Origin of the sequence: Flavobacterium sp. CG_9.10, from assembly GCF_015752245.1 — a bacterium.
Taxonomy (GTDB): domain Bacteria; phylum Bacteroidota; class Bacteroidia; order Flavobacteriales; family Flavobacteriaceae; genus Flavobacterium.
Window position 1 is genome coordinate 216404 of record NZ_JADOVD010000004.1, and the last position, 26168, is coordinate 242571.

General features: G+C 32.8%; 21 protein-coding genes. 15 read left to right on the plus strand and 6 right to left on the minus strand.

The annotated features are described in order from the left end of the window. Window positions 1–78 precede the first annotated feature (78 nt). Both IWX84_RS05200 and IWX84_RS05205 read left to right on the plus strand, forming a co-directional pair. Window positions 79–1707 (plus strand): long-chain fatty acid--CoA ligase, encoded by a 1629-nt coding sequence (locus IWX84_RS05200; protein ID WP_231385418.1) that lies wholly within the window; start codon window positions 79–81, stop codon window positions 1705–1707. 212 nt (window positions 1708–1919) lie between these two features. Further along, window positions 1920–2504 (plus strand): fasciclin domain-containing protein, encoded by a 585-nt coding sequence (locus IWX84_RS05205; protein WP_196849691.1) that lies wholly within the window; start codon window positions 1920–1922, stop codon window positions 2502–2504. 276 nt (window positions 2505–2780) lie between these two features. On the opposite strand, the gene IWX84_RS05210 is transcribed toward IWX84_RS05205, so the two are convergent. After that, window positions 2781–3332 (minus strand): C40 family peptidase, encoded by a 552-nt coding sequence (locus IWX84_RS05210; RefSeq protein WP_196849692.1) that lies wholly within the window; start codon window positions 3330–3332, stop codon window positions 2781–2783. Window positions 3333–3543: 211 nt separating this feature from the next. Continuing rightward, a complete protein-coding gene (locus IWX84_RS05215) occupies window positions 3544–3918 on the minus strand; it encodes a hypothetical protein (protein WP_196849693.1) in 375 nt (124 codons plus the stop codon). A gap of 244 nt (window positions 3919–4162) precedes the next feature. Between IWX84_RS05215 and IWX84_RS05220 the strand changes: the two genes are divergently transcribed. Further along, window positions 4163–5212 (plus strand): glycosyltransferase family 9 protein, encoded by a 1050-nt coding sequence (locus tag IWX84_RS05220; protein WP_196849694.1) that lies wholly within the window; start codon window positions 4163–4165, stop codon window positions 5210–5212. Window positions 5213–5367: 155 nt separating this feature from the next. Here the strand turns inward: IWX84_RS05220 and IWX84_RS05225 are convergent, their stop codons facing one another. Next, window positions 5368–6114 (minus strand): NUDIX hydrolase, encoded by a 747-nt coding sequence (locus IWX84_RS05225; protein ID WP_196849695.1) that lies wholly within the window; start codon window positions 6112–6114, stop codon window positions 5368–5370. Between the two features lie 162 nt (window positions 6115–6276). Here IWX84_RS05225 and IWX84_RS05230 point away from each other — a divergent pair, with 162 nt between their 5' ends. The 12 genes from IWX84_RS05230 (at window position 6277) to IWX84_RS05285 (ending at window position 23712) form a co-directional block, all read left to right on the plus strand. Then, window positions 6277–8742: a glycoside hydrolase family 3 N-terminal domain-containing protein gene (locus tag IWX84_RS05230; RefSeq protein ID WP_196849696.1), complete on the plus strand. Its 2466-nt coding sequence runs from the start codon at window positions 6277–6279 to the stop codon at window positions 8740–8742. A 607-nt stretch (window positions 8743–9349) separates the two neighbouring features. Then, entirely contained in the window at window positions 9350–10168 is an 819-nt protein-coding gene (gene panB / locus IWX84_RS05235) for a 3-methyl-2-oxobutanoate hydroxymethyltransferase (RefSeq protein ID WP_196849697.1), read from the plus strand. Window positions 10169–10233: 65 nt separating this feature from the next. Continuing rightward, entirely contained in the window at window positions 10234–11004 is a 771-nt protein-coding gene (locus IWX84_RS05240; RefSeq protein ID WP_196849698.1) for a glycosyltransferase, read from the plus strand. Between the two features lie 3 nt (window positions 11005–11007). Continuing rightward, entirely contained in the window at window positions 11008–12438 is a 1431-nt protein-coding gene (locus tag IWX84_RS05245) for an ArnT family glycosyltransferase (protein WP_196849699.1), read from the plus strand. Window positions 12439–12445: 7 nt separating this feature from the next. After that, entirely contained in the window at window positions 12446–13135 is a 690-nt protein-coding gene (locus IWX84_RS05250; RefSeq protein WP_196849700.1) for an RluA family pseudouridine synthase, read from the plus strand. 75 nt (window positions 13136–13210) lie between these two features. Next, window positions 13211–14539, plus strand: a complete 1329-nt coding sequence (locus tag IWX84_RS05255) for an aldehyde dehydrogenase (protein WP_196849701.1) — start codon at window positions 13211–13213, stop codon at window positions 14537–14539. Beyond that, the gene (locus tag IWX84_RS05260; protein ID WP_196849702.1) at window positions 14530–15267 is read left to right on the plus strand and encodes a nitroreductase family protein; all 738 of its coding nucleotides are present in this window, start codon (window positions 14530–14532) and stop codon (window positions 15265–15267) included. Before IWX84_RS05255 ends, IWX84_RS05260 begins: the two co-directional genes overlap by 10 nt. A 34-nt stretch (window positions 15268–15301) precedes the next feature. After that, window positions 15302–16072 carry a hypothetical protein gene (locus tag IWX84_RS05265; RefSeq protein ID WP_231385419.1) on the plus strand — a complete coding sequence of 257 codons (771 nt, stop codon included), beginning with the start codon at window positions 15302–15304 and terminating at the stop codon, window positions 16070–16072. 747 nt (window positions 16073–16819) lie between these two features. Continuing rightward, window positions 16820–20221 carry a PAS domain S-box protein gene (locus IWX84_RS05270; protein WP_231385420.1) on the plus strand — a complete coding sequence of 1134 codons (3402 nt, stop codon included), beginning with the start codon at window positions 16820–16822 and terminating at the stop codon, window positions 20219–20221. 100 nt (window positions 20222–20321) lie between these two features. Beyond that, window positions 20322–21182, plus strand: coding sequence for a neutral zinc metallopeptidase (locus IWX84_RS05275; protein WP_196849704.1), 861 nt, complete (start codon window positions 20322–20324; stop codon window positions 21180–21182). A gap of 195 nt (window positions 21183–21377) precedes the next feature. Continuing rightward, a complete protein-coding gene (locus IWX84_RS05280; RefSeq protein ID WP_196849705.1) occupies window positions 21378–22667 on the plus strand; it encodes a DEAD/DEAH box helicase in 1290 nt (429 codons plus the stop codon). A 763-nt stretch (window positions 22668–23430) separates the two neighbouring features. Beyond that, window positions 23431–23712: a hypothetical protein gene (locus IWX84_RS05285; RefSeq protein ID WP_196849706.1), complete on the plus strand. Its 282-nt coding sequence runs from the start codon at window positions 23431–23433 to the stop codon at window positions 23710–23712. A 496-nt stretch (window positions 23713–24208) separates the two neighbouring features. Here the strand turns inward: IWX84_RS05285 and IWX84_RS05290 are convergent, their stop codons facing one another. From IWX84_RS05290 to IWX84_RS05295, 3 genes are all read right to left on the minus strand, one after another. Further along, entirely contained in the window at window positions 24209–24907 is a 699-nt protein-coding gene (locus tag IWX84_RS05290; RefSeq protein WP_196849707.1) for a pseudouridine synthase, read from the minus strand. 492 nt (window positions 24908–25399) lie between these two features. Continuing rightward, complete coding sequence (locus IWX84_RS15505) at window positions 25400–25579, minus strand: hypothetical protein (protein ID WP_317192107.1); 180 nt, start codon at window positions 25577–25579, stop codon at window positions 25400–25402. Between the two features lie 3 nt (window positions 25580–25582). Beyond that, entirely contained in the window at window positions 25583–26005 is a 423-nt protein-coding gene (locus tag IWX84_RS05295) for a transposase (protein WP_317192108.1), read from the minus strand. Window positions 26006–26168 lie beyond the last annotated feature (163 nt).

The following is a 26168-nucleotide window of genomic DNA, read 5'->3' on the forward strand; positions in this document are numbered from 1 at the left end:
TAAAAAAAAAAGGAAACTGATTGAATATTACGCAACAAGTAACATCATAGAATTAAATAATATTTTAAATTTTTTAGTATGGAAGGCTTAATAATGAATTATCCACTCACAACGACTACCATTCTTGAATATGGAAACAGCGTCTATCATCATAAAAAAATAATAAGCTACTTACCAGACGGAACCCGACAGGAATATCTCTTTGGTGACATGTACAAACGATGTAAAAAGTTAGCCAATGCGTTGACACTAAAATTAGGAATCACTAAAGGGGACATGGTGGGTACTTTTGCATGGAACCACGCGCCTCACGTTGAATTGTATTATGGTATTTCAGGTGTAGGAGCTATTTGTCATCCTATAAATATTAGGTTAACAAGCCATCAAACGGAATATATAATCAACAATTCTGAAGATAAAGTTATTTTTGTGGATGCAACTTTAGTCCCATTAATAGAAAAAATTGCCAGCCTGCTGGAAACAGTAGAATGTTATGTGATCATAAATGCCGCTAAAGACTTTAAAACCTCTTTGCTAAATACTATACACTACGAAGATTTACTGGCAGAGCAATCACAAGATTTTGAATGGCCCACGTTAAACGAAAATGATGCTTGCGGAATGTGTTATACAAGCGGAACAACGGGTTTGCCAAAAGGAGTTTTATACTCTCATAGGTCAACGTATTTACATGCTTCAACCATTATATCACCAAATGCCGGAAATTTTAGTAATCTAGATACCATTTTATTGATTGTACCACAATTTCACGTAATGGCTTGGGGATTTCCGTATTTATGTCTGTTGTCTGGATCAAACATGGTACTACCCTCTTCCAATTTACAACCAGAAGCTATTATTAAAATTCTTCAAGAAGAAAAAGTTACTAAAGCAAATGGAGTACCCACAATTTGGTTAGGCGTTTATGATGCCATGAAGAAGAATCCACCACAAGAAAAACTAGCACTGGAAGAATATCTTGTAGGGGGATCTGCATTACCCAAAAGTCTTATCGAAGGTTTCGAAAAAGATTTCGGGATAAAAGGAGTTCAGGCCTGGGGAATGACAGAAACATCACCTTTGGGTACCGTTTCCAGATTACAAATAAAGCATGCCCATTTATCCGATAACGAAAAACTGGACATCCGTGCCAAACAAGGAACTGCTTTTCCTGGTGTGGAATTAAGGATTATGACAGATGACGGCGCTTTGGCACCCGCAGATGGTAAAACCATGGGAGAATTACAAATCAAAGGCGCATGGGTTATCAATTCTTATTTTAAAACCAATAATCAGGAAAGTTTTACGGAAGATGGTTGGTTTAAGACGGGCGATGTCAGCACTATCGATGCAGACGGTTATATGGAAATTAAAGACCGAACAAAAGACCTTATAAAAAGCGGAGGCGAATGGATCTCTAGTGTTGCCTTGGAATCTGCATTAATGGCTCATCCTAAAATTAAAGAAGCGGCCGTAATTGCCATCGCAGACGAAAAATGGGTAGAAAAACCTTTGGCTTCCATAGTCTTGGTCAGAAATGAAGATACAGTTTCAGATGAAGAATTAATTGAATTTTTATCCAGAGACTTCGTAAAATATCAAATTCCAAGAGATTATGTTTTTATAAATGAAGTGCCAAAAACAAGCGTTGGTAAATTTGACAAAAAAGAGATTAGAAGACTTTTTGCGGCGGGAAAACTTACTTGAACAGCATAATTCCTTATTCTAGTAAACGATTCACTCGCAACCTATTGTGGCAAACCTAATTTGCTTCTAAATAAAGACAATAGTGACTAGCATTACTACCAATTAAGTTCATACATTATTATTTGTTTAATTATTTGTTAAAAAAAATAAACAAAACATATAATTGTGTATCTTTGAGTGTATTAATTTATTTTAAACTTAAAACATTGACTATGAAATTATTAAAAACATTAAGTGTATTGTTATTATCAGGAGTAATCGCTACTTCTTGTGGTAAAAAGAAAGAAGCTGATTCAGCAGAGATGACAGATTCAACAGCAGTAGTAATGGATACAACGGTTGTTGTCGAAACACCAAACATTGTAGGTGTAGCTTCTGCAAATGCAGATTTCTCAACGCTTGTAACAGCAGTAAAAGCAGCAGGATTAGTTGAAACATTAAGTGGAGAGGGTCCTTTTACTGTTTTTGCTCCAAATAACGCTGCCTTTGCAAAACTTCCTGCAGGAACTGTAGATGGTTTATTGAAACCAGAAAATGTAGAAAAACTAAAAGCAGTTTTGACTTATCATGTCGTAGCAGGAAAATTTGACGCTGCAACAGTGACTGATGCTATCAATAAAAATAACGGAAAATACAGTGTTAAAACTGTTCAAGGAGGTACAATCGTTTTAAGCTTGATGGACGGAAAAGTAATGTTGACGGATGAAAAAGGTGGTAGTGCAATGGTTATCCTTGCAGATGTAGCTGCTTCAAACGGAGTTATTCATGCTATTGATAGTGTGGTTATGCCAAAATAATTTTATACCTTATTATTTTAAAAGCCTTTACAGCAGTGTAAAGGCTTTTTTTTGTGAAGTAAAGAACGTAACTTTTTTATTTTTTTGCAACAAACAACAGTTCTAACAATAATTTTGAAAACTATAATAAAACTGTCAATGGGTAAGAATTGCAAATCCCTATTTCATTTTGTGATTGAGAAAATCTTAGAGGCAATCCGTTTTTCTATTTTATCCCAATATTTCATTATCAAGCAAAGTTGGAATTCGCAGAGATATTTCCCAGCTTCTCTAAATTTATAAAACACGAACTGCTTTTACAAATCTACGTGCATAACCCTCTTTCTTTAAACTTGTAATAATGACTTTCATTTCGCGACTGGAAGATGCGTGGATAAAATCACTTTCCTTTCCTTTTGGATTAGTCACAATACCTATATGACCTATAACATTTCTGCTTGGGCTCAAGAACACTAGAATATCTCCTTTTTGGACTTGATTAATGGGAATTTCTTTTCCGAAATTTTTAAATTCTGAAGAACTTCGCGGAACATGAATTTTAAAATGTTGAAAAACAAAATAAACAAATCCTGAACAGTCAAACCCAGCCCTGGAGGAGCCAGCCGCAATATAGGGCGTCCCTAGTAATCCCATTCCAAAATTCACAATATCATCCCTCAAGGAAACATCAATTTTAATTTGATTTATAATTGTGTCATTCAATACGGTTTCATTCGTTTTAGGAAACTCCTTCGCTCCTCTAAGCGAACCATACGCCACGCAGGAAACAGTTAGTGATAAACCAATTATTTTTGCGAATTTTAAAAAATTTGTCTTTTTGGATGTCATATTAAAAAAATTAGATTAACACTTTTAAGCTTGGAAAATGAGTGTAGATGTACTTATATTCCGAAAATAAAGTAGTATTTGCGTGAGTCATAACCATCTTCCACTTTTACAAATCTAACCAAATTTAGATGATTCGAACCGAAAGGGTGTAAAAAAGGCCAATTGCTAACTTGCAAATTAAAACGCGACATTTAATAAACACAAGCTTGCCTTACAATTTAGTAGATTTACCTACCATCAAATAAATATGATTATTTGGATATAAGAATTCCATTTTGGTATTCTGCTTGTTTACTTTCATCTCCACCTGCCCTTTCTCATTCTCTAAGATATAAAGCATATAATTTGGATCTGGAGAATACACTGAAGAGTCCACTATTTTATATTTCAATTTCATGTCAGTAAAAAAGAATACAACATCGTTTTTTTGAGTATCCAAGAACACAAAAGAATACTCATTTCCTGAAATATCACATTCTCCGGTTTTAAAAGGAAGTTCGTCTACACAATACCGTTGCACATTAAATACATGTTCTTGAGAATACAAGCTACCGGATAGCAGGAGCGTTAAAATAAAATATTTCATACTTTTTGATTCTTTTTTAAATTGTTAGATATGTAAACTACCAATTTTTGTAATACAAAAGATATGCCAATAAACTACTTTAGAGGATTGCAGCTAGTCTGTTTTATTTGTTTTGAGGAAAATTTTCATTCTGAATTGTATAAAAAAAGTCGTTTCTTTGACGATTATTCTTTAGAAAAAAGAAATATTAAAATAAAAATTAGATGTAGTTTTTCATTACACATAAAATAATTTTATCAAAAGCATGAATATAAAAAGTGAAATCAATGCATTCAGAAGAACTCTAATGCACCGTTTAACTAAAAACATTGGAACTTCCCATTTTAATCCAGATACAGATTTAACTAAAGTAGAGATTAAAAAGATCCTAATTTGCAGACCAAATCCTAGGTTAGGAAACCAGTTATTAATTACTCCGCTTGTTCAAGAAGTCATTGCAACTTTTCCACAATGTGAAATTGATTTATTCGTAAATGGAGGCTTGGCGGCAATTGTATTTAAAAATTATAAAAACGTCAAGCGAATAATCCAGCTCCCAAGAAAACCTTTTAAAGAGTTAGTAAAATATTTTAAAGGTTGGTTATCCTTAAAAAAACACCCTTATGATATTGTTATTAATGTAGTTGAAAACTCTTCTTCTGGAAGGCTTTCTGCGCAATTTGTGAATTCAAAGTTCAAATTTTTTGGGGATGATGTTGATGATATTAAATCGAAATATCAGGATTACGAACATATTGCTAAATATCCTGTCTATAACTTCAGACATTATTTAACCAAACTTGGATTTAAGGAAAATGACAATCCAGTGCCTTCATTAAACCTATTGTTAAGTGCTTCTGAAATCACCGAAGGTCAAAAAGTACTGCAAAGCATAATTAAAAACGACAAAAAAACTATTTGCATATTTACCTTCGCAACTGGCGACAAATGCTATTCAGAATCGTGGTGGGAACCATTTTATGAACGATTAAAAAAGGAATACCCTGACTATAACATTATTGAAGTTTTACCTGTCGAAAACGTTTCGCAAATAGGATTTAAAGCACCTACCTTTTATAGTAAAGATGTTCGAGAAATCGCTTCATTAATTTCAAATACCAAAGTATTTATTGGTGCCGATAGTGGAATCATGCATTTGGCAAGTTCAGCACAAACGCCTACTGTTGGACTATTTTCCCGCGATAACATAAACATGTATGCGCCTTACGACAACAATAGTGTCGCCATAAATACGAATACCAACTCTATTGATGATTATATCAAAGTAGTAGATGGAATTCTTAAAAAAAAATGATTTGATAAAAATTTAATTACTAAAATTAAACCATTTACTTCAAAATAAGTTTAAATGAAAAAAGAAGCACTTGAGCTTCTTTTTTTCATTTAATAAAACGGGGGCATTGATTTTAATGAAAATAAATTCAATAAAAATAATTGGTTTATTTGTTTTTACCAGCCGCTGTTTAGTCCTTCTTTCAATGCTTTTCCATATTTATCCAAATCAAATTGATATAAATCCGGCGCTTTGTGCGCACCGCCTTTTCTTCTTTCATCCAGTTTTATAAGAATATCGTAACGCAACATTTTTCGATAAAAATTACCTCGATTTAATTTTTGCCCCAAAATAATTTCATACAATTTTTGAAGTTCGGGCATGGTAAATTTTTCCGAAAGCAGATTGTACCCAATCGGTTTGTCATTTAACTGCTTGCGAAGTTTGATTAGTGCTTTATCGAAAATGGCACGATGATCCATCATAAAGTCAGGCAGTTCATCAATTGATCTCCACTCGCAAGCGTCCGAAAGTTCGTCTACAATTAGATTCACCTTAGAATAATCGACCAAAGCATAAAACCCAATGGAAATAAAACGTTGTTTGTTCCAAAGTGTATCCTCGGAATCATCAAAAAATACTTCGGAACGATTCAAATCTCCAAAAACCCTGAATTGTTGTAGGTATATATTTTCGGCACCTGTACGCTGTTTCAAAATTCTTTTGGCAGCTTCGTTTATATTTTCTTGTTTTAAAATATATCCACCGGGAAGCGCCCAAAGGTTTTGCTCTTTCATTTGTAAAACCAAAACTTTTAAAGAGGCATCATGAAAACCAAATATAACGCAGTCAATAGAAAGATTTGGTAGATAATTTGCCCAAGATTCTTCTGATTTTTCTTCCAATATTTTTTTTAATTCCATTGCTTTAAATTGTTGTCAAATCTACTAATTTGATTTTAACTATCACTTTACTAATTATATAAAACAGTATTAAAGATATTTTTTTTGCAAATATTAAAAATAATAATTAATATTGCTTCATAATGAAGCAATGAAAATAACCAAAAAACTAAATCTAACTTTATGAAAAACAATTCTATCCAGAAAATCACAAAGATTTCGCTGCTTTCTTTATTAGTTTTTTCAGGAATTTCTTGGAATACAAAATCAGGAAATGGCAAGATTGAAAAAGACCCAACTATTACCGTAAACGGATTCACTTTCACCGATTTCAATAATAATGGAAAACTGGATAAATACGAAGATTATCGGCTTTCTATGGAAGATCGAATCCAAGATTTAATCAATAAAATGACTGATGAAGAAAAAGCTAGTATGTTAATAGGAACAGGAATGCCAGGTTTTGACACAGTCACTTGTAGACCTATTCTTGGCGGTTATCAAGGAAAAGTACCCGGAGCTGCAGGTGGAACTTATGAAATAAAAAGATTAGGAATTCCTGCAATTGTAGTTTCTGATGGTCCGGCAGGAGTTCGTATTAAACCAGTAAGAGACAATTACAGCAATACTTATTATGCGACGGCTTTTCCTGTTGGTACTGCTTTAGCTTCCACGTGGAATGAAAAGCTTATTTACAATGTGGGAAAAGCGATGGGTAATGAAGTTAAGGAATACGGAATTGATGTTTTATTAGGCCCTGGAATGAATATTCACAGAAATCCATTATGTGGTAGAAATTTTGAATACTACTCAGAGGATCCTTTAATTGCTGGTAAAATTGCTGCTGCAATGGTAAATGGAGTTCAATCAAATGGTGTTGGAACTTCTATCAAACACTTCGCAGCTAATAATCAAGAGAGAAACCGTATGGGCATAAACGCTCATGTAAGCGAAAGAGCCATGCGTGAAATTTATTTAAGAGGTTTTGAAATTACTGTAAAAGAAGCTAATCCTTGGACCATAATGTCATCCTATAATTTAGTAAACGGCACTTATACTTCTGCCAGAAAAGATTTATTGACTACGGTTCTTCGTAAAGAATGGGGTTTTAAAGGACTGGTTATGTCAGACTGGTTTGGTGGTTATAACGACTTCATGTCGGCATTTAAAAAAGATGCGGTAAGTGATGTAGTAAAACAACTTTCCGCTGGAAACGATTTATTGATGCCCGGACTTTATGCTCAACAACAAAGTATTTTAAAAAATATTAAAAACGGAAAATTATCAAAAGAGGTTATTAATATCAATCTAAGAAGAGTACTGGAATTGGTTATGAAATCCCCTGCAATGAACAAGTATAAATATTCTGATAAACCCAACTTAAAAGAAAATGCTGACGTTACCAGACAAGCTGCGGCTGAAGGAATAATTTTATTGAAAAATAATAATGTTTTACCTTTTACTTCAAAATCATCTCCTTTGGCCGTCTTCGGAAATACATCTTACGATTTTATTTCCGGTGGAACGGGCAGTGGCGATGTAAACGAAGCTTATTCTGTTTCACTAATTGACGGACTTACCAATTCAGGTTTTTCAATCGATACAGAATTAGAAGGATTGTATAAACCCTATACTGCCGACCTAAATGCGAAAGAAATGGCTCGTCGCGAGAAAGAAGGCGGATTATTGGCAACCCCAAAAAGAATTCCTGAATTAGAATTGAATACAGAAATTATTTCCAAGAAAGCGAATTCATCAGAACTTGCTTTGATTACCATTGGAAGAAATGCTGGTGAAGCAGCTGATAGGAATGAAGATTCCGATTTTAATTTGGCTCCGGATGAGGTTACTTTAATCAACAATGTTGCTGAAGCTTTTCATGCAAAAGGAAAAAAAGTAGTTGTGATTTTAAATATTGGCGGTGTAATTGAAACAGCCAGTTGGAGAGAAAAAGTAGATGCTATTCTTTTGCCTTGGCAACCCGGTCAAGAAGGTGGAAATTCTGTTGCTGATGTTTTTTTAGGAAAAGTAACCCCTTCAGGAAAATTAACGATGACTTTCCCAGTAAAATATGAAGACACTCCATCTGCCAAAAACTGGATTGGCACACCCGCAGAAAATCCAACGAGCGTAAATTATGAAGAAGGCGTCTATGTTGGCTACCGTTATTTCAATACTTTTAATGTAAAACCAGCTTATGAATTTGGTTACGGATTATCATATACAACATTTGATTATTCTAATCTTACATTAGGTGCAGTTTCATTTACAAACAAAATGACGGTTTCTGTAACTATTAAAAATACAGGTAAAACAGCAGGTAAAGAAGTAGTTGAATTATACCTTTCAGCTCCATCAAAATCAATTGACAAACCAAAAGAAGAATTAAAGGCATTTGGTAAAACCAATTTATTGCAACCTGGAGAAAGTCAAACCATAGTTTTAACATTAAATATAAAAGATCTAGCTTCATTTGTTCCAAATAAAAATGCTTGGATTGCTGAAGCTGGAAAATACAAAGTTCTAATTGGCGCCTCATCATTAGACATCAGAAAAACAGCCGAATTTTCTCTAGCAAATGAAAAAATTGTAGAGAAAACAAACCCTGCCTTTGCTCTTGATTTAAAATTTACAGATTTGAAAAACTAATTACTGTTTTTTTTAATAAGAAAAAAAGGATTCGACTTACACCGAATCCTTTTTTTATGGAATATTGTTCCATTATTTACTTTACTTTTCTTTCCAATTCTAATTTTGCGATTGGTTGGTGTACAAAAGCAACTTCTTCAATTTCAACAACATTTTTTTAACAACCTAAATAGTGCGGGGCTCAAGATACCTTCGATTTGATGTTGTAAATTTTAGGAATTTACAAAAAATAGAGATCAATTATAATAGCACAAATTACGGCCGAAAAATAAAACAGACGTATTTTAAATACTCTTATTAAAAAAAAACGCAACTATCTTCTATTATTGCAAATTATCGGTAAATGAAGTATCACAATTGCAATTACCTCCTGTAATTTAGACAGAAATTGACCTTTAATTTGCTTCCGATTGCTGGGATTTATAAGTTTAAAGTTAAAGGATATGTAGTAAGTTTTTTATAATTTTAAATGCGCAAAATATAAAGATTTTATAAAGATTTAGGACTTCTAAAGATAATTTAGAAATTTGAGAGTCTAATTATGGCTTGTAATTATTGTTTCATAAGAATTTGTTTTACTACTTTTACAACTCATAAAAATAGAACTATGTCTGTCGCAAAAAAAGATTACAAAAGAATTACCACCAAGTCACTGATTGAAATGAAAGCCAATGGTGAAAAAATCTCTATGCTTACTGCTTATGATTATACCATGGCAAAAATCGTTGATACTGCTGGAATCGATGTGATTCTTGTGGGCGATTCTGCATCTAATGTTATGGCAGGTCACGAAACGACTCTACCTATCACTCTAGATCAGATGATTTATCATGCTTCTTCAGTAGTTAGAGCAATCGAAAGAGCTTTGGTTGTAGTTGATTTACCTTTTGGAAGTTATCAGTCAGACCCGAAAGAAGCCTTGCGTTCCGCTATTAGAATTATGAAAGAAAGCGGCGGACATGCGGTGAAACTGGAAGGTGGAAAAGAAATAAAAGAGTCAATCAAAAAAATTCTAAATGCAGGAATTCCAGTTATGGGACATTTGGGTTTAACCCCACAATCCATTTATAAATTTGGAACCTATACCGTTCGTGCCAAAGAAGATGAGGAAGCTGACAAACTAATGGAAGACGCTAAATTGCTTGAAAAACTGGGATGTTTTGCCTTAGTTCTTGAAAAAATCCCGGCCCATTTAGCCGAAAAAGTGGCTCAAAGCATTTCGATTCCAGTGATTGGAATTGGAGCTGGTGGCGGTGTTGACGGTCAGGTTCTTGTAATCCATGATATGTTAGGAATGAATAATGAGTTTAGTCCTCGTTTCTTGAGACGCTATATGAATCTATACGAAGGAATGACGACTGCAATTGGTCAGTATGTTGCTGATGTGAAATCAAGTGATTTCCCAAATGCTAATGAACAGTATTAACCATTTATTAAAGTAACTTAAAGAACCAATGCCTATATTTGTCTTAAAATAAATACAAACCCATTATGCTCGAAATACCTACTACTTATATAGTTATTCCCTGCTATAATGAAGAAAAAGGCCTTTTATCCAAGGAATATTCTAGGTTTCTTGATACTATACCTGAGGCAATTATTTGTTTTGTGAATGATGGTTCTACTGACAAAACACTACAAGAGCTCACTCTCTTACAGGAAAAACATTCGGGTCAGGTTCATATTGTTTCGTTGCTGAAAAATTCAGGAAAGGCGGAAGCAGTTAGAACCGGTATTAATTATTGCAACCAAAATTTTAACTACCAATTCATTGGGTATCTAGATGCTGATTTAGCGACCTCACTTGAAGAATTCATGGAACTTAAAGCCTATTTGCGGGAGGAAGTAGTATTTTGCTTTGGTTCCCGAATAAGAAAAATTGGATCCACAATTGAGCGTGAAAATAGTCGATTTTTGATAGGTAGAGTTATAGCTACTTTTATTTCACAGGTATTGGACTTAAAAGTGTACGATACACAATGCGGTTGTAAGGTTTTCACAAAAGACGTTTCCAAGCTTTTATTCGAAAAAGAATTCCTTTCAAAATGGCTTTTTGATGTTGAATTATTCTTCAGGATGATGCTTATTTATGGCAAAGAAAAAGCAATCCAAAAAATGTATGAAGTTCCTTTAAAATCATGGATCGAAAAAGGAAATTCGAAAGTAAAAGCAACCTACTTTTTTAAACTTTGGATTGATTTGTACCAAATCAATAAAAAATATAAAAGACTATTACACAATTCCACTAACCAAAACCTATAGACAATGCTTACAGATAAATTTAAAAACAATTCCTATATCCTTTATATTTCTGTAATTATTCTCATCCTATTTCGATTATTACTGACAGCGACCGTTCCGTTATTAGACAAAACCGAAGCTCGTTATGCCGAAATAGCACGAATAATGTGGGAAACGAATCAATGGGTGGTTTTACAAATTGATTACGGCGTTCCATTTTGGGCAAAGCCACCATTATCAACTTGGATGTCGGCAGTCAGCTTTGCCGTTTTCGGCATCAATGAATTTGCTTCAAGATTGCCTTCTTTTATCCTAAACCTTTTACTTATAATACTAACCGGACGAATCGCTAAAAAAAGTGGCGTCTCTTTTTATCTACCAGGTTTTATTTTATTGACAATGCCCGAATTTTTAATTCATACCGGAGTTGTTTCAACAGATACAGCTTTGGGTTTTTGTATTACACTGATGATGCTTTCTTTTTGGAAAACAATGAATAGTGCGGGAAAAACATTTTGGAATTATATCTTTTTTGTTGCTTTAGGTTTAGGTCTATTGGCAAAAGGACCGTTAATAATTGTATTGACCTTTCCGCCGCTTTTTTTATGGTGCTGTCTTGACAAAAATAGATTTAAGGATTTATTTTCTAAATTTTCTATTGTGCTGGGCATTTTAATATCAGCGATAATCGCAATTCCTTGGTATTATTTTGCAGAACAACAAACGCCTGGTTTTCTTGATTATTTTATTGTTGGGGAACATTACAAGCGTTTTGTGGAATCTGGATGGAAAGGAGATTTGTATGGAAATCCAAAATCAGTGCCTCTCGGAATGATTTGGTTGTTCCTAATTGCCTTTGCTTTTCCATGGATACAGATTGTATTATTCAAATTATGGAAAAACAGACAAACAATACTTAAAAACAAATGGGTTTCCTTTTTGGTCTTATGGCTGTTTTGGACACCAATTTTCTTCACAATTTCGAGAAATATTCTTCATACTTATATCCTTCCGGTAACGATACCCATTATGTTTTTGATGGTATATTGGTGGCCAGAGTATAAAAACAAAAAAGTAGCCATTCGGGTTTCATTGATTTTTCCACTTATTGTATTCATCGCTTATATTGGCTTATTTGCAACTGGAAAAGTGGATAATTATATTAATTCCGATAAATACCTTTTGGAAAATCTGAAAATCACAACAGCAAATAAGGAAACTCCTTTATATTATTGGGAAAGCAAGAATTACTCAGGACAGTTTTATTCAAATGGAAAAGCGCAAATATTGAAAACATTTAACGAACTTGACTCCGTTTTAAGTAGTAACAAAAAAATATTTTTTGTTATTTCCACCAAAAGAGTGGTAGACATTCCAAAAAAATATAAAGACCAATTGATTTTAACCCAAAGCAATTACAAAACTTCTATTTTTGTATCAAAACAAAAGCCCTAAGTAAGTAATGAAAATAATATCCAATAAAGACAACCTCCAAATCCTGCACGTAGACAATCATCTAATTGTGGTTAATAAACGCGTAGGCGACATTGTACAAGGGGACAAAACGGGAGATAAACCATTGAGCGAGGTTGTAAAAGAATACATAAAAGACAAATACAATAAACCTGGGGAAGTATTCCTGGGAGTAGTCCATAGATTAGACAGGCCAACAACAGGAATCGTGGTTTTTGCCAGAACCAGTAAGGCTTTGACCCGCATGAATGAGTTATTTAGCAATCGTGAAACGCAAAAAACATATTGGGCAATTGTAAAAAATAAACCCGAAAAAAACGAAGATAAATTGGTTCATTTCATAAAAAGAAACGAAAAAAACAACACTTCAAAAGCACATATAAAGGAAGTTCCAGACAGTAAATTAGCCAGTTTGGACTATAAAATATTCAAGGAACTCAATAATTATTTTGCCCTCGAAATCAATCTTCATACAGGAAGGCATCATCAAATTCGGGCTCAACTTTCAGCCATTGGTTCACCGATAAAAGGCGATTTAAAATACGGTTTTGACCGAAGCAATCCTGACGGAGGAATACATTTACATGCTAGAAAGTTAGTTTTCATTCATCCCGTTTCTAAAGAAACTATTGAAATTATTGCGCCAACCCCTTCTGATTCAATTTGGGACGCTTTATGATTTTTTTTGTAAGAATGATTCATTATGTAAATTATAAAAATTAACTTGCATAGCACTTAATAAATTGTGTGTCCTATGAATTACAAAACGAACATAGCTGCTAGAAAAGAAACTTTAATTAAGTTACTGAATGTCATAATCACTCACGAAAATGAAATTATTGACGCTTTATATCAGGATTTCAAGAAGCCTGCTTTTGAAGCGGTGCTCACAGAAACTAATTATGTGATTTCTGAATTAAAAGATACCATTAAGAATATACATAAATGGGCCAGACCAAAAAAGGTTTTTCCATCCCTACTCAATTTTCCCTCTACGGATTATATTTATAAAGAACCTTACGGCAAAGTATTGATTATAGCTCCTTGGAATTATCCGTTTCAATTAGCGCTTTGCCCTTTAATTTCAGCTGTCGCGGCCGGAAATCAAGTGGTGCTCAAACCCTCAGAACTCACGCCCAAAACTTCTGAGATTATCACAAAAATTATAGATAAAACTTTCGCTGTTAATCATGTACAAGTGAAGCAAGGAGGTCTTGAAGTTTCTCAAAAACTGCTTTCAGAGCGCTGGGATTACATCTTTTTTACAGGAAGTGTTCCTGTGGGGAAAATCGTTGCAAAAGCCGCAGCTGAAAACTTAACTCCCGTAACTCTTGAATTAGGAGGTAAAAATCCCTGTATCATTGACAATACTGCAAATTTAAAATTAGCAGCAAAAAGAATCGTTTGGGGCAAGTTTATCAATGCAGGACAAACCTGTATCGCACCCGATTATATTTTGATTCAAAAAGACATGAAAAGACATTTTATGGAATTCATGAAATTGGAAATCACTAAAGCTTATGGCGAAAATCCAAAATCATCCCCAGATTATGCCCGAATTATAAATACCAAAAACTGGCTTCGTTTAGCGAATATGATAGAGGAAAACAAAGTGATTTTTGGAGGTCAAACTGATATAGAAGATTGTTACATCTCCCCTACCCTTATTGACGAATCCAGTGTAGACACTTTGATTATGCAAGATGAAATTTTTGGTCCCTTGTTACCAATACTTTCCTATGAAAATGAAGGTGATATAAATAGGATAATTTCTAAATACGAAAAGCCATTATCATTATACGTATTTACTGAAGACAAGAAATTCGCAAAAAAAATAATTAAGCACTATTCTTTTGGAGGAGGTTGTATAAACGATACTGTGGTGCATTTTTCTAATAAAAGACTCCCTTTTGGTGGGGTTGGCCATAGCGGAATAGGTGCGTATCATGGTAGTTTAAGTTTCGATACTTTTTCTCATAAAAAAGGAATTGTAAAAAAAGCAAACTGGTTGGATTTACCAATGCGTTATGCACCATATAATGACAAATTAAAATCCATTCAAAAACTATTAAAATGGATTTAAGGAGTGAAAAATCAGTAAGCGACGCCATAAAATACAGACGTTCCGTTAGGGTGTTTAAAAACGAAGCTATTGATGAACAAAAAGTAAAAGATTGCATCCACTTAGCCACACTTGCAGCGACCAGTAGTAATATGCAACTTTGGGAATTTTACCATATCGTATCACCAGACATAATTAAGCAAATCGCAGTCGCCAGTTTTGATCAAAATGGTGCGAAAACAGCACAACAATTACTAGTTGTGGTGGTTAGAAAAGATTTGTGGAGAAAAAGGATGAAATCAAATATTGCATTTTTAAAATCCCAATTTGGAAATAAACCAGAAACGGAATACTCCAAAAGGGAAAAATTTGCGCTGAATTATTATAAGAAAATCATTCCTACAATTTACACTGATTTTTTTGGCATATTAGGCACGATAAAATTCCTTGCTTTTTATATTATCGGAATTTTTAAGCCCATTTATAGACAAGTAAGTCAAAGTGATATGCGAATTGTGGCTCACAAAAGCGCCGGACTTGCCGCACAAAATTTTATGATAAGTATGGCAGCCCTAAATTATGATACTTGTCCAATGGAAGGTTTTGACTCGATTAGAATAAAAAAAATACTACAACTGCCCGCTTCTGTCGAAATAAATATGATTATTGGATGTGGACTTAGGGATGAAGAAGGAGTGTATGGAGAACGTTTCAGAATTCCTTTTGAAGAAGTCTATTTTAAAATATAAAACAATAAATTAATCAATAAAAACCAAAAATTAAATGATGAGAACTACACAAGAAAAAATAGAAGAAATAAAAACCAATGGATACCAAATCGATTTTGGAAATGTTTTTAACCTAGCCTTTGAAAATTATAAAAAAATCGCCTTGTATGCTGGTTTGATGATTTTTGTATTCTCAGTTATATTAGGACTTCTAGCTGGTGGAATAGTAATATATACTTTTGGAGTTTCGGCACTAAACGAAAAAATGTTAGATAATCTAAAAACTGAAAATTTCACAGGAATTTATATGATTTTATATATTATTTCAGCTGTATTGTTAACTTGCCTGTTAAGTCCTTTCCCTGCGGGATTAATTAAAATGGCCCACTGTGCTCAAAAAGATGAGGAATTCCATGTTTCAACCATTTTCGAATATTATAAAAAGCCTTATTTTGCTGAATTGGTTATTTCAACTTTGCTGATTTCGATATTTAGTTCCGTTTTATCCTCGATATTGGATTATTCCGGAATTAAATTTGTTGGATCACTGATTGCAATGCTAGTATCATTTCTTACGTTCTTGACTATTCCCTTGATTATTTTTGGAAATTTAAAAGCTGTAGAGGCCATAAAATCCAGTATCATAATCGTTTCGAAACAACCATTAGTACTCTTGGGATTATTAATTGTAAGCTTTATAGCGTCCATGGTAGGATTCATTGGATGTTGCATTGGAATATTTTTTACCATTCCTTTTATTTATTCTATGTATTACGCGATTTACGTGTCTATTATAGGAATAGATTCAGAAACTGAGTTTGAATAAATTACTTTAAATTTGAATTTTTTTTTTATTAAAACACAACCTACTTTTTTTAGGTTGTGTTTTGTAAAAAAATCATATATTACTAGCCAAAAAAGATAAGATCCCCGAATCAAATCTTTCAAACCTAATCTAAATTTTTCTATGGTATTCTGCTATAGCCAATTATACTTTATTCCAAAAAAAATAATTTTATTTTGGATGTCTAATCCACTAGTAATCCAAATTTTATTTTGCATTATAATTCCTATTTTAATTATTTTTTTAATTTACAAAATTTTAAAAATAAGAACCGGATTAAAAAGTAATATACTAGAAAAAAGTACCAAAGCTATTACCAAAAATAAGGAATATCAAATTTATCTTTTGTTTTTAGGAGTTATACTTACAATCATAGAAATCGCTTTTGAATTTTTAAAAATAAGACCTAAAAGTTTTTTCTTTCTAAATTGTAGCGTTGGAGTGTTTTTAATGGTTTTGTACTTTATTAGCACTAGGTCCAAAGTGTTTTTTAGAAATATTCAACAAATTTTCATCGTATGTTTTTTATTATATTTTAGTTCTATCTCTAGAAATATAATTGTCTCTCCCAGTGATATTATTCCCATTGTAGCTTTTGTCGTGGCCTTTTTCTTTTCTTACACCGTTCTAAAACCTGCAAAACTTTATTGGGGTTTTATTGTAACAGTATTTATTTATCTTGCTGTTATTTCTGTTTTTGAACTAATTCCTCTAAAAACATTTTTAGTTTTGTTTATTAACTCCGTAATAATTGTAATCATAAATTACATTCACTTCATATTACGGTTAAATACCAACGATGAATTCCGATTTAACAATCAAATCATCAATAATGGAAATTCATTAATTCTTGCTACAAATAGAAAAGGGGAAATTGTGTTTTGCAGCGAAACTATAAAGCCAATTTTAGGGTATTCTATCGATGACGTCATGGGAATGGGCTATTGGAAGCTAACTGAAGATCCTGAATATTATGGTGAAAAGTATCATATTAATTTCAATGATAATAAATTGTTCACCAGAAGACTCAAATGCAAAAATGGAGACTATAAATATATCCAGTGGAAAGACAAAAAATTTTCAAATGATTTAATTATAGGAATTGGACAAGATGTTACCAATGAAATGCATATTCAGAATCAATATAAAAATTTGATTCAAAACGCTATTGATTTTATTTTCGAAATTGATGATAAGGGTAATTTTACATTTGTAAATGATTTTACTATTCAATCTATAGGTTATGAAAAAAAAGAAATTCTAACGAGACATTATTCAGAATTCGTTAGAGATGATTACTCGAAGAAAATAATCGACTTTTATCAGAATTTGGTAAAAAAAGAGCTTCATTTCCCTACTGTTGAATTTCCTCTAATAAAAAAGAACGGAGAACAATTGTGGCTTTCACAAAAAGTAATTGTTCGTAGAAACGACATGGATAAGATAATTGGCTTTTCAGGCATTGCTAGGGATATTACCAAGTTCAAGGACATAGAAGTCGAAAGTAAAATACGTCAAGAAAAAATTGAAGAATATAATAAAACAATTAAACAATTATCTACGACAAATTTTAGTGAAAATGAAAAATTTGAAACTAGCATAAAATTAATAATTGAAGCCGCTGCAAAAGCTACTGAATGTAATCGAGTTAGTTATTGGAATTATACTGAGGAAGCGATACAATGTGAAATTTTATATTCAATTGATATTGATGAATTTTCAAAAGGAACTGTTTTGGAAAGTAAAGATTTTCCTTTTTATTTCGAATCAATAAAAAATAAAAAACAAATTTGTGCCACTGATGTTTTCGACAAAATAGAAATATCAGAGTTTACTGAAAACTACTTTTTAGATAATAATATTAAATCTTTGCTCGATATTCCTATTACTATCAATGGGGAATTAACAGGACTAATCTGTTTTGAAACTACTAGACAAGAGAAAAAATGGGATAATGAAGATATAAATTTTGCCAGAACGATTTCTGATATAATTTCTTTATTGATACTATCAAATATGAGGCTTGAAGCCGAGAAAAAATTGGAATACAAGAGTGAACTTCTCTCGGCAATGGCACTTTGTACCGAAAAATTTCTAAACAGTAATGACATCAACGATATTTTTTCTGATGTTCTTATTATAATGGGAAAAGCAACAAAATCTCACAGAGCATATTATTATGAAAATAATCCTGAGACGAAATGCATTAGTCAAAAATACAGATGGATTATTGATAATGATAAATTAACTCAAAATAACATTAAGCTACAAAATTTACCTCATTCTTACTTTGAGGAATTATTGACTCCGCTGCTGAACAATAAAATTTATGAAGCGATAATTGCAAAAATTGAAAATAAATCGTTGCAAACTAAATTACAGACAATAGATGTAACCTCTTTGATTCTTTTTCCAATTTTTGTCAAAAACAAATTTCATGGCTTTTTAGGATTTGATGACACGCAAAGTGAAAGAACGTGGAATGAAGATGAAGTTAATATTTTACAAACTTTGGCCAGAAATATTGCTTCATCCATTGAACGAATCTCCAATGAAACGGCCATTTATGAAAGTGAGGAAAAATTTAGATTACTGGCTAATAATATTCCTGGTACTGTTTATTTGTCAAAACACGACCAATACGCCACTAAAATATACATCAATGATGAAATAGAAAAACTAACTGGTTATCCAAAATCAGATTTTCTAGAAAATAAATTGTCGTTTATAGATTTGATTGTACCCGAAGATAAAGAACAAACTATTCTTGAGCAACAAAATGCCATTGAAAATGGTAGACCACTTCATTTAACATACCGAATTGAACACAAAAATAAAAACATTGTTTGGGTAGAAGAATTTGGCGATGTCGTATATAAAGACGGAAAAATCGCGTTTATTGAAGGCATTTTCATTGATGTCACGGAAAGAAAACAAACTGAAACTTTTATTAAAGCCAAAGAATTAGCTGAAGCGTCCAATAAGGCAAAATCTGAATTTCTTGCTAACATGAGTCACGAAATCAGAACTCCATTAAATGGAATAATTGGTTTTACTGATTTATTGATGAAAACCCATCTAGGGAAAACGCAAGAGAAATACATGACCACGATCAATCAATCTGCTAGTTCATTATTAGACATCATCAATGACATCCTTGATTTTTCCAAAATTGAAGCAGGGAAATTAGACTTATTTATAGAAAAAAATGAAATAAGGGAAACATTGGCGCAAATTACTGATTTGATATTATATGAATCAAATCAAAAAAATTTAGATTTACAATTGAACATTGCATCTGATGTGCCGGAATATTTTTGGATTGATAATGTTCGATTGAAGCAAATATTAATTAATCTATTATCAAATGCTGTAAAATTCACTGAAAAAGGTTCCATAAAATTAAATGTTTCTGTAGTTGAAAAAACATATGATTCGAAAGCCAGAATTCTGTTTTCCGTTATAGATACAGGAATTGGAATCTTAGAAGAAAACAAAAAGAAAATATTTAAGGCATTTTCTCAAGAAGATAATTCGACAACAAGAAAATTTGGAGGGACTGGATTAGGTCTTACGATCTCTAACCAATTATTAGGTTTAATGAATAGTCATTTACAATTGGAAAGTACTTTTAATTTTGGAAGCGCCTTTTATTTTTATTTAGATTTAGAAATAAGCGATGTAATCTCCGAAGAAATAAAGCAAATTACCATTCCTGATATAACTAGAGAGCCTATATCCAAATCGATTAAGTACTATCAAAAGTTAAAAATAATGCTTGTGGAGGATAATACAGTTAATATGTTCTTGCTTAAAACAATCATTAAAAATTTGTTTCCTAATGCGACAATTTTTGAAATTCCAAATGGTAAAGAAGCTTTTCTTCAATTTGAAACTATAAATCCAGATATTATTTTCATGGATATTCAAATGCCACTTATGAATGGGTACGAAGCGACAAAAGAAATACGCAAACTACAATCCGGTTACAATGTTCCTATTATTGCAACTACAGCCGGCACTGAAAAAGAGGAAAAAGACAAATGTTTAGCGGCTGGAATGAATGACTATATTGCAAAACCTATAATAAAAGGGATTATTGAAGACGCCATTTTGAAATGGACAAACTGATTATAAGGATTAAATTATTGTGAAAATTTAATCTTATTTAAAAAAATCAATCTAAATTAGTAGTAATTTTGAAAATACAAATCACTTAACACATCATATTATGAAATGGCTAGGAAGAAGAGAAAGTGACAACGTAGAAGACCGCAGAACGCTCTCTGGAGGAAAAGTTGCTGTTGGCGGTGGAATAATAGGAATTATAATTCTATTGATAAATACTTTTGGTGGGCAAAATGCACAACAATTGACTCCTATTTTGGAACAGTTACAAGGTAGCCAAACTACACAAACGGAATCTGGCATACCTCTAAGTAAAGAAGATGAGGAGATGGGTAAATTTGTCCGCGTAATTTTAGCTGATAATGAAGATGTATGGAGTAAAATTTTTACTGAAAACGGTGAAGTTTATAAAAATCCAAAATTAGTGCTTTTTAGAGATGGTGTTCAAACAGCTTGTGGTGGAGCCTCATCAGCTTCTGGTCCATTTTACTGTCCTGAAGACCAAAAAGTATATATAGATCTGGGTTTCTTTGACGAACTAAAATCAAAATTTGGTGCTAAAGGCGGTGATTTTGCAATCGCGTATGTAATTGCGCATGAAATTGGTCATCATGTTCAAACTTTGTTGGGGACTTCGACCAAAATGAGACAAGCCCAAGAAGGTAAAAGTGAAGCTGATGCTAATAAATTATCTGTTGCACTAGAATTACAAGCGGATTTTTATGCCGGCGTTTGGACCAATCGCAACCAGAAAACGAATAATGTTCTTGAAGTTGGAGACATTGAGGAAGCTCTAAGTGCAGCCAATGCTGTAGGTGATGATGCAATTCAATCCAAAATGCAAGGTCAAGTAGTTCCTGATTCTTTTACACACGGAACTTCTAAACAAAGAATGTATTGGTTTAAAAAAGGATATGAAACTGGCGATATTAAACAAGGCAATACTTTTTCAGAAATACAATAAAGTTTATTTTAAAAAATTTTCAAATAAAAAAATAGGGCAAATAGTCCTATTTTTTTCGTTTGCAAAAGGTTAAAACAACACTCACTTTAATAAACAACGTCAAGCAATCAAAAGTACATCGAAAAATTAGCAGTATCTTTGCGCCCAATTAAAGAAGCAAACTACATAATTGTGATTGCTTCATAAACACCATTTATGTCATTCAACTCATTAGGATTAAATGATGCTTTATTAAAAGCAATCAGCAAAAAAGGATACACAACACCTTCTCCAATACAAAAAAAAGCAATACCGCCCATTTTAGAAGGTAAAGATGTATTAGCATCCGCACAAACAGGAACAGGAAAAACAGCTGGTTTTACCCTACCCATATTACAACTATTATCGCAAGGAAAACACTTAAGTCACAGACCCGTTCGTGCCCTAATATTAACTCCAACGCGTGAACTGGCAGCTCAAATATATGCCAATATTAAAGAATACAGTGAGTTTTTAGATTTGCGCAGTACCGTAATTTTTGGAGGCGTAAACCAAAAACCACAAGTTGCATTATTGCGCCAAGGAATTGATATTTTAGTTGCAACTCCCGGTCGATTAATCGATTTGCAAAATCAAGGTTTAGTATCACTTGCCAAAGTAGAAATTTTAGTTTTAGATGAAGCTGACCGTATGCTCGACATGGGATTTTTACGAGATATTGAGCGCATCCTGAAAGTATTACCTTCAAAAAGGCAAAACTTGATGTTTTCTGCAACCTTTTCAAAAGATATCAAGAAATTAGCAATGGGTATTTTGCACCATCCAGTTCATGTCGAGGCAACCCCAGAAAATACAACAGTGGATGCCATTACTCAAATCGTATATCCTGTTGCAAAAGAGAAAAAAACCGAATTAATAATTAAATTGATTACCGAAGGGAACTGGAAACAAATTTTGGTTTTCACCCGCACCAAACAAGGTGCTAATAAACTGACTGAAAGCATGATTAGTGCCGGAATCAAAGCAGCAGCCATTCACGGTAACAAAGGTCAAGGTGCACGAACCAAAGCTTTAGCGGGTTTCAAAGACGGAAGCCTAACTGCTTTAGTAGCTACTGATATTGCCGCTAGAGGTTTAGACATTCCATTATTACCTCATGTTATAAATTTTGAATTGCCGAATATTCCCGAAGATTACGTACACCGAATAGGTAGAACTGGAAGAGCTGGAGCAAATGGAGAAGCTATTTCTTTATTCAGTCCAGACGAAACTGTTTTTTTACGTGATATAGAAAAACTAGTGGGTTTGAATTTGCCTAAAGAAAACATCAAAGGTTTCGAACCCGATCCAAACGCTTCAAAAGAGCCAATTAAACAAGGCCAGGGAAGACAACAACGCGATTCAACTCCGCGAAAACCAAAAACAGACACTACAAACCGTAGCAGCAACAACAGTTTTGGTCCAAGACGTCCGAGTCAAAATACTGACAGACGTTCTAATAGATAATTATTTTTATTGTTTTTTAGGAGCAGAATATTTTCGTTTTTTAAGAACATATTTCCCGCTATACATTACAAACCTAGTAAGAGCTGAACACCAGCTCTTACTAGGTTTTTCATTGCTATCGGGGCTATTTAGAGCGTTTTTACTTTCATAATACCATTTTGCAAATTACTCCGTTGAACATACAATAACTAGACGGTTTGTAAGAAAAATTTAATATATTTGAAATGAAATAGTTTGGCCATTATCATTCATATCAATACTAAATTGGTTGGCTTTGTAAATTTTGTTAGAACTGTATATTCGTTGTGTGCAAGCTCGCCAAAAATTGAGCGAAATATAATATAAGTATGAAAAAATTCATAAAATATCTAATCAATTTTGCGGGATTAATATATATAATTTTTTACGCTTATGTTTCATATGCAATGATAGTTAGAGTTCCAAATATCGAAAGACTTATGGCTATAATTCGAATACAAGTAGAAAGATTTACATTAATTTCAATTGGATTTATTGTCATTATAACTTTTATAAATTATGTTTTTGAGAGAAAATTTGAAAAAAGAAAAACATCGTATGAATTTATTTGGCTTTCGTTAATTCACTTCCTTATTTTAATTTTAGCAATTACTTATTTCTCAAATGATTTTTATAAAGAATATATGAAGTCACCACAATACTTTTAAGAAAGCATTCTTACCGCTAATAGTCCTTTGAAGATAGAACTTTAATGGCAAGCTTACCAAATTTGCCAAAAAATATAATGAAAAAATATAACCGAGAAAATATAATTCGAATTGATACTTATATCGAAGAATATGACAAATTCAGCGATAGTTTCAGCAAAGAATTTAGTATTAATGAAATTGATATACAAATTCTAAAAATTATTTTTGACAATAATTCATATGACGAAGAATTATTTTTGAGTTACGAGATTGACAACGTCAAATCCGAAATGATTAATGAGCTTTTAGTTGTTCCAATATTTTTTGACTTTGAAAAGTTTGAATATTTTCTTCAACGATACGGAGAATATAAATAAAACCCCGATAGCGGATTTGCAATCCGTACCCATTCCAATCATTGTGTAATTGACCTGATAACTCCTGCAAGGTCTTTTTTTTGACTTGTAGGTATTAAAAATATTCCAAACATACTTACAAGGTCTTAGAAACCTTGCAGGATAATAAAGTTACTCACTTGCTAGCAATTGCGTGATCAACTTTACAGAGTTTAAACATCTGAAATCAAAAATCGTTGATCAAAAATCAAAAATCTACCCTGCTACGCAAAGTCTCCGACTTTGAGTATGTGTTTTTCAGTCTCCGACTGACCTTAAAATTCAAACATTAAAAAAACAAAATCGGCTAAAAACCGAAAGTCACTTCCTCAAAGTCGAAGACTTTGGGGAGCGTTGTGATAAACATCTGAAATCAAAAATCGTTGATCAAAAAGCTGAAATCTACTCCCCTTTATACTAAAAACTGTTGTTTCAAATTAAGAAGATAATTTAAAGCATTACTTTAAAAATTAGTATTCTATTCATACGTATTCAAATCTAGATTAAGAATAGTACCTACTCTGCTAAACTCTTCATTAATCTTTGCATTCAAGATAAGCTGTTCATTTGTTATTGGATGATTAAAAATTAACTGATGCGCATGAAGCATCATTCCTTTCAGTTCAAAATTCTCCAACCATAATTTATTTTGTTTGTTACAACCATTCGGGCGACTTCCTAAAATGGGATGAAAAATATGTTTGAAATGTTTTCGTAATTGATGCATACGTCCAGTTTCAGGAATCGCTTCTACCAAACAATATCGTGACGTTAGTTTATTGTTAAATTTTAATTCGATTTCGGTACTTTGCAAGCGATGAAAGTAGGTTATTGCATTTTGTACAATACCATCATCATTGGTTAAATCATAATTAATCGTTAGTTCTTCGGGTGACCAACCCCGTAAAATTGCTAAATATTTTTTTTCGACGTCGCGTGTGGCAAAACGATCATTCATAATTTTTAACACGGCTGTATCCAAAGCAAATAACAAGACACCAGATGTTTTGCGATCCAACCGATGAATAGGATAAACATGCTGTCCTCCTATTTGATTTCTCAATTCTTGAATAGCAAACACTTTTGCATCGCGCGCATAAAATGATTTATGAACCAACAATCCACTTGGTTTATTAATTGCAATAATATATTCGTCTTGGTACAGAATTTCTAACATGTGGCAAAAATAAAAGAGATTTCTATCGAAATCTCTTTTTTAACTTATTTATTTCTATACTTTTCTTTCTTCCCTATTCGCTCGCTCCGCAAAGTCTCTGACTTTGAGGATGTGTAATAAGGTCTCCGACCTTTGTCAACACTTATCCAAAGTACTAATCGATTGTGTTTTCAAAACATCAAATACTGGATTGTGAACTCCCGCTCCGCAAAGTCTCTGACTTTGAGGATGTGTAATAAGGTCTCCGACCTTTGTCACCACTTATCCAAAGTACTAATCGATTGTGTTTTCAAAACATCAATTACTGGATTGTGAACTCCCGCTCCGCAAAGTCTCTGACTTTGAGGATGTGTAATAAGGTCTCCGACCTTTGACACCACTTATCAAAAGTACTAATCGATTATGGTTTCAAAACATCAATTACCGGATTGTGAAGTCCAGCTCCGCAAAGTCTCTGACTTTGAGGATGTGTAATAAGGTCTCCGACCTTTGTCACCAATTATCAAAAGTACTAATCGATTGTGGTTTCAAAACATCAATTACCGGATTATCAACTTTTGTAATTGTTATAATTCCACTATCTTCAACATAATTGGAAGCACTGGAATATATATAAAGAGAAGCTTTGGCCACTATTCCTGCTCGAACAGGATTCAAATGTATATAATCCAATTTCTACCAAAAGAACTTTTCTGAAAAAATTTCTTCAGGATGATTCCCATATTGCCAGAACTGATATTTTTCATTTCGACTGTGACTTTTACAAGCAAATTCAAAACGTTTCAGCATCCAATCGGCTCTACTTTCTGGCTCATTTTCTATTTTACTCAAAATAGTCTTTGCTGTAAACTTCTTGAAATCCCGAATCAAGTCAGATAATTTATTATTTTCTGATTGAATAATTAAATGAATGTGATTGGACATAATTACAAATCCATACAAAATCATTCCTTTGTTTTTAATGCAAAAATCCAAGCTTTCGATAATACAATCTTTATAGGTTTTTCTAGAAAAAACATCAACCCAGTCTACAACCGTTGCTGTTATAAAATGCGGTTTGGATTGATCTCGAATTATAAATCCTTCTTTATCTTTCATTTAGTCTTTTTAGGGTCAGTCTGAGACTGAAAATCACTACCTCAAAGTCGGAGACTTTGCGGAGCATTAAATCTGAAATCCTCGCTCACACGATACAAAGTATCCAAGTCGAGGATGCGTTCGTCAGTATGTAACGGACTAATAAATTACTAGCCTCGCTCCG